At 68.2% G+C, this 11,081-nt stretch carries 13 protein-coding genes and 1 pseudogene; 7 read left to right on the forward strand and 7 right to left on the reverse strand.

Annotated features, from left to right (window positions below):
• The 6 genes from APM_RS06860 to APM_RS06885 form a co-directional block, all read left to right on the forward strand.
• A partial coding sequence (locus APM_RS06860; RefSeq protein ID WP_007422627.1) for a hypothetical protein occupies window positions 1-1,210 on the forward strand: 1,210 nt, incomplete at its 5' end.
• Between the two features lie 250 nt (window positions 1,211-1,460).
• Window positions 1,461-2,057, forward strand: coding sequence for a hypothetical protein (locus tag APM_RS06865; protein WP_007422628.1), 597 nt, complete (start codon window positions 1,461-1,463; stop codon window positions 2,055-2,057).
• 93 nt (window positions 2,058-2,150) lie between these two features.
• On the forward strand, window positions 2,151-2,546 hold the full coding sequence (locus APM_RS06870) for a hypothetical protein (RefSeq protein WP_007422629.1): 396 nt from the start codon (window positions 2,151-2,153) through the stop codon (window positions 2,544-2,546).
• A gap of 57 nt (window positions 2,547-2,603) precedes the next feature.
• Entirely contained in the window at window positions 2,604-3,359 is a 756-nt protein-coding gene (locus tag APM_RS06875; RefSeq protein ID WP_007422630.1) for a C39 family peptidase, read from the forward strand.
• A 39-nt stretch (window positions 3,360-3,398) separates the two neighbouring features.
• Window positions 3,399-4,052, forward strand: coding sequence for a hypothetical protein (locus tag APM_RS06880; RefSeq protein ID WP_007422631.1), 654 nt, complete (start codon window positions 3,399-3,401; stop codon window positions 4,050-4,052).
• Window positions 4,030-4,350 (forward strand): hypothetical protein, encoded by a 321-nt coding sequence (locus APM_RS06885; RefSeq protein ID WP_012040158.1) that lies wholly within the window; start codon window positions 4,030-4,032, stop codon window positions 4,348-4,350. Before APM_RS06880 ends, APM_RS06885 begins: the two co-directional genes overlap by 23 nt.
• A gap of 69 nt (window positions 4,351-4,419) precedes the next feature.
• Here APM_RS06885 and APM_RS06890 read toward each other — a convergent pair whose 3' ends face one another.
• The 6 genes from APM_RS06890 to APM_RS06910 form a co-directional block, all read right to left on the reverse strand.
• Window positions 4,420-5,349 (reverse strand): SDR family oxidoreductase, encoded by a 930-nt coding sequence (locus tag APM_RS06890; RefSeq protein ID WP_371259404.1) that lies wholly within the window; start codon window positions 5,347-5,349, stop codon window positions 4,420-4,422.
• A gap of 51 nt (window positions 5,350-5,400) precedes the next feature.
• Window positions 5,401-5,571, reverse strand: coding sequence for a hypothetical protein (locus tag APM_RS21995; RefSeq protein ID WP_158004992.1), 171 nt, complete (start codon window positions 5,569-5,571; stop codon window positions 5,401-5,403).
• Window positions 5,568-6,437 carry a MaoC/PaaZ C-terminal domain-containing protein gene (locus tag APM_RS06895; protein ID WP_007422634.1) on the reverse strand — a complete coding sequence of 290 codons (870 nt, stop codon included), beginning with the start codon at window positions 6,435-6,437 and terminating at the stop codon, window positions 5,568-5,570. The genes APM_RS21995 and APM_RS06895 overlap by 4 nt, the downstream gene beginning before the upstream one ends.
• A 374-nt stretch (window positions 6,438-6,811) precedes the next feature.
• Complete coding sequence (locus tag APM_RS06900; RefSeq protein WP_007422635.1) at window positions 6,812-7,669, reverse strand: MaoC family dehydratase N-terminal domain-containing protein; 858 nt, start codon at window positions 7,667-7,669, stop codon at window positions 6,812-6,814.
• Window positions 7,666-8,814 (reverse strand): CaiB/BaiF CoA-transferase family protein, encoded by a 1,149-nt coding sequence (locus tag APM_RS06905; protein ID WP_007422636.1) that lies wholly within the window; start codon window positions 8,812-8,814, stop codon window positions 7,666-7,668. Before APM_RS06905 ends, APM_RS06900 begins: the two co-directional genes overlap by 4 nt.
• A complete protein-coding gene (locus APM_RS06910) occupies window positions 8,814-10,013 on the reverse strand; it encodes an acyl-CoA dehydrogenase family protein (RefSeq protein ID WP_007422637.1) in 1,200 nt (399 codons plus the stop codon). Before APM_RS06910 ends, APM_RS06905 begins: the two co-directional genes overlap by 1 nt.
• Window positions 10,014-10,175: 162 nt before the next feature.
• Between APM_RS06910 and APM_RS06915 the strand changes: the two genes are divergently transcribed.
• On the forward strand, window positions 10,176-10,799 hold the full coding sequence (locus tag APM_RS06915) for a trimeric intracellular cation channel family protein (RefSeq protein ID WP_007422638.1): 624 nt from the start codon (window positions 10,176-10,178) through the stop codon (window positions 10,797-10,799).
• An 8-nt stretch (window positions 10,800-10,807) separates the two neighbouring features.
• On the opposite strand, the pseudogene APM_RS06920 reads toward APM_RS06915, so the two are convergent.
• A pseudogene (locus APM_RS06920) lies at window positions 10,808-11,081 on the reverse strand (class II aldolase); the annotation flags it as partial.

Here is an 11,081-nt window from a genome sequence, read left to right on the forward strand (position 1 = left end):
CATCGCGCGCGCGGAGGCGCGGCTGGAGAAGACACGGGCCGAACTCGACCGCGAGCGCGCGGAGCTCGACCGCCAGGGCGCGCTGCTCGATGCCGAGATGCGGCGCATCAGGGGGGCGGGACCGGGACCGACCGTCGCCGCACAAAATCCCGCCGACGCCACGGCGCCCGCTGATACCGCACCGCCATCGGCGGAACAGACCTCGGCGCCGATCACCGAACCCAAGCCGAAGGAACGGCGGGAGGCGAGGGTCCTCCAGACTTCGCCGCTGCAATCGGTCGGCGGCGTGCTGACCCCGCGCGGCACGCTCGTGATCGATCCCTCGCTCGAATACGACTACTCGGCGGAAGACCAGCTGAGCCTGAACGGGTTCACCATCCTGCCCGGCATCACCTTTGGTCAGCTTCTGCTCGCGCGCGTGCGGCAGAGCGTGATCACGCCGGCGCTGACCCTGCGCTACGGCCTGACCGACCGGCTGGAACTGAGCGCCAAGATTCCCTTCGTCTACGCCTATCAGGAGACCGTCACCCAATCGATCCTGCAGCAGAGCGGCGGCGGGACGACGGTGAACGTGCTCGCCCCGAGCGCCCATGCGGCGGGACTCGGCGACATCCAGTTCGGCGCCAGCTACCAGTTCAATTCAGGCGCCGACGGCATGCCGATCCTGGTCGGAAACGCGATCTTCAAGACCGCGACGGGCACGAGCCCGTTCTCGGTGCCGGTCTACACCACCAACGATCCGAACGGCGGGATCATCTCCGGCATCCAGAAGAAGGTGCCGACCGGCACCGGGTTCTATTCGCTGGAACCCAGCCTGACGGTGCTCTACCCGACGGCACCGGGGATCCTGTTCGCCAACCTGCTTTACATCCACAATTTCGGCCGGACGGTAGAGGTGCAGGATCCTGGCGGCGGACCGCCGATTCCGGCGGACGCCAAGCCGGGCGACGCGGTGGCCGCCACGTTCGGCATCGGGTTCGCCCTCAACGATCAGACCACGTTCACGTTGAGCTACCAGCAGGAACACGTTTTCGGCGCGACGTTCAACCATGCGGCGGTGAAGGGGTCTTCCTACGATTTCGGGACGTTCAATTTCGGCGTCGGCTACCAGCTCTCGAAATCCACCACGATCAATCTCGGCGTCGGCATCGGCGCGGGCCCGAATGCGCCCGTCGCGAAGGTGCTCATCGACGTGCCGATCCGGTTCTGAGGGATCGCACATGTATCCGTATCAAGCGTTTCATGAGCCGTTTCATGATACGGCGGGGCCAGCCGGCGGAATCGGGCGAGACACCATTTTTCCCTTGTTTTTCAGCCTATTGACCATGATGCGCGGATTGGCACGCGGCTTGCTGATGAATGTTCATGCAGATGCGGGATCCGCCATCCGGCCCGCGGCTGCAGGGGCCGCGGCGCGCGCAGCGACCCGGCCCACGCAACCCGAACCACAGGAGTGACCCATGCGGACTTCCCTTCTTTTCGCCGGCGTCTCGGCCCTCGCCCTCGGGCTCGGCTTTGGCGTGGCCCATGCGGGCCCGCCCGGCCCCCCGAGCCCCAGCGGCTCGACAACGTCGAGCTACAACACAACCAACACGACCAACACGACCAACTCAAACCACCAGTCCTGGTCGAGCCGGACGGCCAACTCGAACAACGAGACCGAGACCAACATGGCGGCGGCGTCGTCCGGCGGCGTGGCGGCGAACAACCACAGCCTGGCGATCAGCGCCTCGCTGTCGAACTTCGCGAACAGCTACAAGACGATCTCGAACTACCACCTCGCCACCGCGACGACGAACGGCTCGGTCATGGCCGGCGCCATGGCGAGCGGCGGCGGCAGTGGCGGGCCGGGCGGCATGGACTGGAAGCACGGACGGAACGGCAAAGGTTCATCCGGAGCACCGGTGGTTTCGATGAACGCCTCCCTCAACAACACGGCGAACGGCACCGGCATCGTGACGGCGCAGGTCAACGCCGGCGTGAACTCGCTGCAGCAGAACACGGTCGCGCTGTCGTCCGTGGTTTCGGGCAGTTCCAACACCTCCGTGTTCCATTGATCGGTCCGTCCGGGCCTCACGCGGCCCGGACGACATCGAATGGAACCGCCATGGTCCGGCCCGTCCGGGCCATGGCTTTCGGGAGAGAGTGCGATGGACAGGCTTGATGGCCGGACGACCGGCGTGGCGCGGCGGATAGTGCGGGTGACCGTGGCCAGCCTCGCGCTGATCGGCTGCGCGATGATCGTGGCGCCGCCTTTCGCCCGCGCGGCAGGCAATGGCGCCCCGGATACGTCGCTGCTCGGCGCGCTGAAGGGCAACGAGCTGCACGGCGCCGCCCTGGGCCGGCTGCGCGCAGGCGGCGTCGTGATCCAGAACGCCACGACCGACGGCTCCGTGAGCGGATCGGTCGGCCGCGGCGCGGTTACCGGAACGGTAAGCGCCAGCAACGCAATCAACAACAATGCCGGAATCACCACGGTGTTCCAGAACAGCGGCAACAACGCGCTGATCCAGAACACGATGACCATCAACGTGACGATGCACTGACGCCACCGCGCCGCCGCGGCCGTTTCCGCGGCGGCGCAATTTCCGAGAGGGACGACGATGACGCAGACCCCTCAGCCTCGCGACCGGACCAGGCTTTCCGGCACGCATGCGCCGGGATGCCGCGCCATTCTGGCAGCCCTCTGCCTCGCCTGCGGGATTGCCGGGCCGGCGGCCGCGGGCAATTTTCCGATCAACGGACTGAGCCTCGGTGCCGGCAGCGTCAACATGCCGATCCAGAGTTTCGAGTCGATGCGGTTCAGCCAGACGATTCACCAGGCCTATGATTTTTCCTGCGGATCGGCGGCGCTCGCAACGCTTCTGACCTATGCCTATCATCGGCCGGTGACGGAGAAGAAGGTCTTCCTCTCCATGTTCCGGAACGGCAATCGCGAGGCGATCGAGCGATACGGCTTCTCGCTGCTCGACATGAAGACCTATCTCGCGCGCGAGGGCATTCCCTCCGGCGGGTTCGACGCGCCGCTCTCGAAGCTCGCAGGGCTGCATGTGCCGGCGATCGTGCTGATCAACGACCATGGCTACCATCATTTCGTCGTTGTCCGCAGTATCGCGGAAGGCCGCGTGCTGCTCTCCGATCCGGCGGTCGGCCTGCGATCGGAGAGCGTCGCGCGATTCCGCAAGCAATGGAGCGGCATCTTCTTCCTCATCCTCAGCCAGGCGGAGATCGCACAGAAGAACTTCAACGATCCGTCGCTCTGGCAGGGGAGCCCTCCGGCGCCGACCGAGATCGCGCGCTATGCGCTGAGCCTCGCCAGGCTGCAGGAGGTGACGATCCCGATCGCGAACCGCTTCTGAAGCGGCTCGCGGCATGACGCCCACGAAAGGACCATGACCATGACCGATCGTTCCGCGATTTCGCGTATTCTCCGCAGTGCCGCGCTGCTCGGGGCCTTCACGGCCGGGGGCGCGGCATCGGCGCAGGCCGCGGGGCCATTCGCGGCGCTCGGGGCCGGCGCGGCGCTGAGCGATGCGCGCCTTGCCTCGATCCGCGGCGGATTCGACCTGACGCCGCAACTGACGGTCGACTTCGCCTACCGGCAGGTGACCACCGTGAACGGCACGGTCATCGCCGCCGTGGCGATCCCCCAAATCCATCTCGCGTTCGGCCCGGCGACCGCGGCACTGTCGCTGCCCTCGATTGCGACGACCACGACGCCATCGGTCGGCGCGACGGGTTCGGCCCCGCCGACGCCGCCCGCGCCCAACACTGCCACCCCGTCTGTTCCGACGCCCCTTCCCGCCCCGACCATGACTTCCCCGGCGGCCCTGGTGCACAGCGTCTCGAATGTCGGCGGCACCAATGTCGCGACCACCTTCTCCTCAAGCGGCATCGCCACCATCATCGCCAATACGGCGAACAATGCGCTGATCCAGAACCAGATCGCGGTGGATATCGGCACGACCGGCATGTCCACGCTGCTGACCGGCCAGGCGCATGCCATGATGATATCCCAGGCCATGACCGATGCGACGCGCAATCTCCGTTAGCGTAGCGCGGCGCGCGACCGCCCTTCTGCTCGGCTGCGGCATCGCGCTTTGGGCTGCGGGGCCTTCATATGCGGCCGGCCCCGCGGCCCCGCGGCCGGGAGATTTCGCCGGGCTACGGCTGGTTGCCCTGCCTGATGCGGCACTGGCCCGTACCACCGGCACAGGGATCGCCTCCCCGCCGGTGGTCATCCGCGTGCCGGACCGCGGCCGGGTTGCGCTCTGGGACGAGCTGACCGCCAAGCCCGGCGATCTCGGTCTGCCGGCCGGCCAGGTCACGATCACGCTCAACGGCCGTTAGAGCGTCATCCGATCCGGCAGGATCGGAAAGCGCGCGAGTGCGCCATGCCTTCCGGCGCGCTGTCGCTCGTCAGACCGGCTCCCAGGAAAACACGTCGTGGCTGCGCTCCAGCGGCGTCAGCGACGAACGCAGCGCGGGAAATGCATGATCGCGGAGCAGTTCCGGCGTCCATCCGCCATCGCGCTGCACGGAGCGCAATGGCCGGCTCTGGCTCATCACGAAGATCTCGTTCCGGCGGATGGTGAAAACCTGGCCGGTCACGTCGCGTGCCGCGTCCGAGGCGAGAAAGACGGCGAGCGGCGCATTATGCTCGGGATTGATTTGCTGAAGGCGTGCCATGCGAGCCCTGTCATCCTCCGTTTCGGCGCGGAACGCGCTGGCCGCGCGCGTCCAGGCGAAAGGCGCAACGGCATTGGAACGGACATTGTAACGTTGCATGTCGATCGCGATCGACCGCGACAGGCCGACAATGCCGAGCTTCGCCGCCGCATAGTTCGCCTGACCGGCATTGCCGATCAGCCCTGACGTGCCGGTCATGTGCACGAAGGCGCCGGATCCCTGGCGGCGGAAATGTTCGGCGGCGGCACGGCTGACGAAGAAGCTGCCGTTCAGGTGAACGCCGACCACCGAAAGCCAGTCCTCCGGCGTCATTCGGTGGAAGATTGCATCGCGCAGGATTCCGGCGTTATTGACCACGATGTCGAGGCGACCGAAAGCGTCGAACGCGGTCTCGACGATGCGGCGGGCAGAGTCCCAACGGCTGACCGTCTCGCCACAGACGACGGCACGGCCGCCGCCCGCCTCGATGATCAGCTTCGTCTGCTCGGCCGGAACCGAGGAGCCGCCTTCGCCGGCCAGCGAGACGCCGATATCCGCGATCACCACAGCGGCGCCGGCGGCGGCCATCGCGACTGCAACGGCGCAGCCGATACCGCTGCCCGCCCCCGTGACGATGGCGACCCGGCCTTCCAACATCGGCGCTGCGTGCATCTCGTTCATGGTCCTCTTGCGCGTCACCGGCGACCGCCGCGGAATGGCGGGCCGGATCGTCTATTCACCGCGGAATGCCGCCGCCCTCTTTGCGAAGAAGGCTGCGCGGCCCTCGCGATGATCGGCGCCGAGAAGCTGCGCAGCCTGCATGCCGGCCGACCAGGCGAGCGTCGGCATGAGCGACGAGCCGTCGAGGATCTTCTCGCGCGGCGGGGCGACGGCGCGAGTCACGGCGACGCGCCAGCCTCGGCAAATCGCGCGAGACCGTGGTTGACGATCATGACATTGCGCTCGGCCACGCGGGCGCGGAACGATCCATCGCGCCAGATCTCGGTGCGGATCGTCTCGCCGGGCAGGACGGGGGCGGTGAAGCGGAGCTGGAGCTCGCGGAAGCGGGTCGCATCGTAATCGCCGAGGGTCCGCAGCAGCGCATGCGCGACCACGCCGAGGGTGCACAACCCATGCAGGATCGGCCGCTCGAAACCGGCGGCCGCGGCCACGGCGGGGTCGGCATGCAGGGGATTGTCGTCGCCGTTGAGGCGATAGAACAGCGCCTGTTCCGGCCGGGTCGGCAGTTCGACGACGAAATCCGGCGGGCCGCCCGGCACCGGCGGCGGCCGCCGCACCGGGCCGGTGGGGCCACCAAAACCGCCGTCGCCGCGCAGGAACGTGGTGCTGCGAGCCGTGGCGTAGAGCGCGCCACTCGCCGCATCCAGAACCTGCTTTTCCATGTAGAGCAACGCGCCGCGGCCGGCCCCCTTGTCGACCAGGCCGGTCACCCGTGTGCGCCCGACGATCTCGCCCTCGACGGGCAGCGGCAAATGCTGCTCGAGCGCCTGTTCCCCATGCACGAGACGGACCGCGTCGACCCCGATGCGCGGATCGGTCAGCCAGAATCCCGGATGCCCCAGCACGAGCGCCATCCAGGGCAGAGCGTGCAGCTGGCGGTGTTGATCGACAAAGTCGAGCTGGCGCGGATCGGTCGGATCCTGCGCCATGCCGACCGACAACGCATAAAACGCGACGTCACGGGGCGTAACGCGTTGCCTGATATCGGGGATCGGAAAATTCAGCAGCAATTCGGGATCGATTGTCACAATTCCTCCTCAGGTTCACCGAAACCTGCAGGCTCGGGGCAAACCGGATGTCCGGCAGCATTCCGGCATGCACGGGCAAGCAGCGCAAGGTTCCCGAATGTTAGAAATGGTCGGCGCATGTCGATTTACGTCCGCAACGACCGCGCGTCAGCGATCAGGCCGCGCTCGTCCAGGCCGTCGTATGCCGCACGCGATCCTGACGGCACCGGAACGTTCATGGGCTGTGAACCTCTTCGAGGTAGATTCCGTTCCGGATAGCATCCGAACTCATGAATGACAATCGGAATGGCGCCGGAGCTTCGGTTGCCCATGCTGTTCGGCGCGGCGCTGCTTCCCGCACGTCGCGGCCATGCGGAGCATGTCGCATGACCGCTTTACCAGTCGGCGGATGCTTCCATCGTGCTTGTGCCCGTGCCGGTTTCGGTCCGCAGCGCGAGGCCCGTGCCGGTCCGCCGCGCGACGAGCCGGAAGGGCATGAAGTCGAACAGCGGGCTGAGGCCGCGAAACGTGAAATGCCGTGGCGCGGCGCCGCCAATCTCTGCGGCGAAGTCGAGCAGCAGCGTGGCCTGCAGCGGGCCGTGGACGATCAGGCCGGGATACGATTCCGCCTCGCGCGCGTAGGATCGGTCGTAGTGGATGCGATGGCCGTTGAAGGTGAGCGCCGAATAGCGGAACAGCGTCACCGGGCCGGCCTGCATGTCGCGATGCCATTCGGCATCCCCCGGCGGCGAGCCGAGCGGCACGGGTTCGGCAGGTGGCGCACCACCGCCCGCTGCCGCGCGGTAGACGATGTCGTGCCGTTCGGTCAGGGCGAGGCCGCGTGGCGAGACGATCTCGTGATCGACGGCGACGAAGCAGAGCGGGCCGGCGCGCCCCTCCTTGACCACGACATCCGCGATGCGCGAGTGGCGCTCCACCTCGTCGTCCACGCGCAGCCGGTCGGCGAAGCGCAAGGTGCCGCCGGCCCACATCCGGCGCGGCAGCGGCACGGGCGGCAGGAAGCCGCCGCGCGCGGGGTGACCATCCGGCCCGAGGGCGGCGGTGATCGCGGTGGGCGGGGCGAGACACCAATGGATTGCGAGCGGCGCGGGATCGCCGGCGCGGGGCGCGGGATCGTCGCGGTCGAATGTCGCGGCGAATTCGCGGACGAGGCGGGGGGCGACGACATCGCGCGCGGTTTCGGTGCGGCCGATCCAGGATTTGAGGTGATCGATATCGAGCGTCATCGTCATGGCGCGGGCTCCGGAAGCGGGGACAATCCGAATTCGGCGAGAACTGTCTCCGTGTGCTCGCCGATCGCGGGGATCGGGCCGTAATCGCGCGCCGCGCCGCGCAGGATCGGCGCCGGCGCGGGCAGCGACACCGGCCCCGCGGCGCTGCCGACCGCGATGCGGCGCAGATGAGGGTGGCGGACGAGGGCGGCCATGTCATTCAGTTCGGCGAAGGCGATGCCGGCCTCCGTCAGCCGCGCGATCAGCGCCGCCGCCGGCAGCGCTGCGAAGACCGCGCCCACCGCCGCATCGGTGTCGTGCCGGTGCCGCACCCGCGCGACGTTGTCGGCGAAGCGGGGGTCCTGCGGCATGTCCGGCATCAGCAGCACGTCGCGGCAGAAGACGCGCCATTCGCGCTCACTCTGGATCGAGATCAGCAGCTGCCGGCCATCCTTGGCAGCAAAAACGCCATAGGGCGCGATCGAGGGATGGGCGAGCCCGACGCGCCGGGGCGGGTTTCCGGCCTCGGTGTTGAGCAGAGGCACAGCCAGCCAGTCAGCCATCACGTCGAACATCGAGATCCGGATATCGGCCCCCTCGCCGGTCCGGCCTCGGGCGATCAGCGCTTCGAGGATCGCGGCGTGCGCGGTGGCACCGGTCGAGATGTCGACCACCGAAATGCCGACCCGCGCCGGCTCGCCCGGCCCGCCGGTGATCGAGGCGAGGCCGGATTCAGCCTGGATCAGCAAGTCGTATGCCTTGCGGTCGGCGAGCGGGCCGTCATCGCCGTAGCCGGTGATCGAGCAGCAGATCAGGCGCGGATGGCGGCGCCGCAATGTCTCGACCGGCAGGCCGAGCCGGTCGAGCGCGCCGGGTTTCAGGTTCTGCACGAGCACGTCGGCCCGGGCGATCAGGGCGGCGAGTTGGTTCACCGCCGCCGGTTGCCGCAGATCGAGCGCCACGGATTCCTTGCCGCGGTTGAGCCAGGCGAAATAGGAGCTGCCGGCGGGCGTGGCCTCGTCGTAGAAACGGGCGAAATCACCTTCCGGCCGCTCGATCTTGATCACCCGCGCCCCGGCATCGGCGAGGCGCGACGTGCAGAACGGGGCGGCGACGGCCTGCTCGATGGCGACGACGAGCAGGCCCGCGAGCGGCAGGTCCGGCATCAGTAGGACCTCGGCAGGCCGAGCACATGTTCGGCGAGATAGGAAAGGATCAGGTTCGTCGAAACCGGCGCGACCTGGTAGAGGCGGGTTTCGCGGAACTTCCGCTCGACATCGTATTCCTCGGCAAAGCCGAAGCCCCCGTGCGTCTGAACGCAGATTTCCGCCGCCTCCCACGAGGCTTCGGCGGCGAGCATCTTGGCCATGTTGGCTTCGGCTCCGCAGTTCTGTCCCGCCTCGAACAGCGCGGCGGCGCGATGGACCATCAGTTCCGCCGCGCGCATCCGCGCATAGGCTTTGGCGATCGGGAACTGCACGCCCTGATTCTGGCCGATCGGCCGGCCGAAGACAACGCGTTCCTTCGCGTAGGCGGTCGCCTTGTCGATGAACCACTTGGCGTCGCCGATGCATTCGGCGCCGATCAGGATGCGCTCGGCATTCATGCCGGAGAGGATGTAGCGGAAGCCCCTGCCTTCCTCGCCGATCAGGTTTTCCGCCGGCACGCGGACATTGTCGAAAAACACTTCGGTCGTCGCATGATTCATCATCGTGCGGATCGGCCGGATGGTCAGGCCCGCCTGCCGCGCCTCGCGCATGTCGAGCAGGAAGACCGAAAGCCCGTCGGTGCGTTTCTGCGCCTGCTCGCGCGGCGTGGTGCGGGCGAGCAGCAGCATCAGATCGGAATATTCGGCGCGCGAGGTCCAGATCTTCTGGCCGTTGACGACATAATGGTCGCCCTCGCGCCGGGCGGTGGTGCGCAGCGCCGTGGTGTCGGTGCCGCTGGTCGGCTCCGTCACGCCGAAGGCCTGCAGCCGCAGTTCGCCGCGGGCGATCTGCGGCAGGTAGCGCGCCTTCTGCGCCTCGCTGCCATGCCGCAACAGCGCGCCCATGATATACATCTGCGCATGGCACGCCGCGCCGTTGCAGCCGGCATGCTGCACCTCCTCGAGGATCGCCGCGGCGGCGGACAGGCCGAGGCCGGAGCCGCCATATTCCTCGGGGATCAGCGCGGCGAGCCAGCCGCCCTCCGCCAGGGCGCGGACGAAGGCTTCGGGATATGTCCCCTCACGGTCGAGCTCGCGCCAGTAGGCGCCGGGAAAGCCGGCGCAGAGCCGCGCCACTTCGGCACGGATGGCGGCGTGCGGGTCGTCGCCGGAGACGGTCTCTGGATGATCGGCGGGGCCGGCAGACGGACGGGTCAAATGCTTCCTCCACGGTGGGCTATGCAGCGGGCGGCACCATGGACCATGGTATCCCGATCTGAAAATAGCTAAGTCTGCCGCCATTTCCATCCTAACGTCCGCCGGTGCCAACGTGATTCCTCGCCCCTCCTGCCGCTTCCGCCCTGCTCCCGGATCCCGCGCGTGAGCCCGGGGGGGATCGTGCATCCGCTGGTGGCCGGGCTCGACATGACCGGCACGCTGGTCTTCGCGATGAGCGGGGCGGCGCGCGGCGTGCAGGAGCGGATGGACGTGTTCGGCGTTCTGGTGCTCGCCTATGTCACCGCGGTTTCCGGCGGCATCCTGCGCGACGTCATGATCGGCGCGGTGCCACCGGAATCGGTGGCGAGCTGGCACAATCTTGCCCTGGCGCTGGCCGGCGGGCTGTTCGTGTTCGCCTGTTTCGGCCTGTTCAGGCGGCTATCGCATCCGGTGCTGTTCTTCGATGCGATCGGGCTCGGCGTGTTCGCGGTGGCCGGAACGCAAAAGGCGCTGGACTACGGAATCAACTGGCCGATGGCGGCGATTCTCGGCATGGTCAGCGCGATCGGCGGCGGCATGGTGCGCGACGTGCTGACCATGCGGGTGCCGACCGTTCTGCACGCCGATATCTACGCCGTCGCCGCCCTGGCCGGCGCGCTGGTGGTGGTAGCCGGCGCTGCCCTTGGCATCGCCCAACCGCTTGCCGCCTGGAGCGGGCTCGCGCTCTGCGTGTTTCTGCGGATGATGGCGATCTATCGGGGCTGGCGGCTGCCGGCGGCGCGCTGACGCCAGGCTCAGGATGCCGGGCGCTGCAATGTCTTGCGATAGGCTTCCGCCTCCCAGCCGAGCAGCGCGGCCTCCTCGTCGGCGCTCAGCACGCTCAACGCCGCACCTGCCGGCACGAGGCGGGCGACATCGGCGATGCAGCGGGCCATTGCCCGGGCGGAGGCCGAGGCATCGCGCCGCAGCAGCGCGCCCGCGCCGGGCACGAGCACGAGCGGTGCGCCGGTTTCGACCCGCTCCGGCACGCCTGGGCCGAGGAAGATGACATGGTCGGGGTAGAGCGAG

Source organism: Acidiphilium sp. PM (assembly GCF_000219295.1).
Lineage (GTDB): Bacteria > Pseudomonadota > Alphaproteobacteria > Acetobacterales > Acetobacteraceae > Acidiphilium > Acidiphilium multivorum.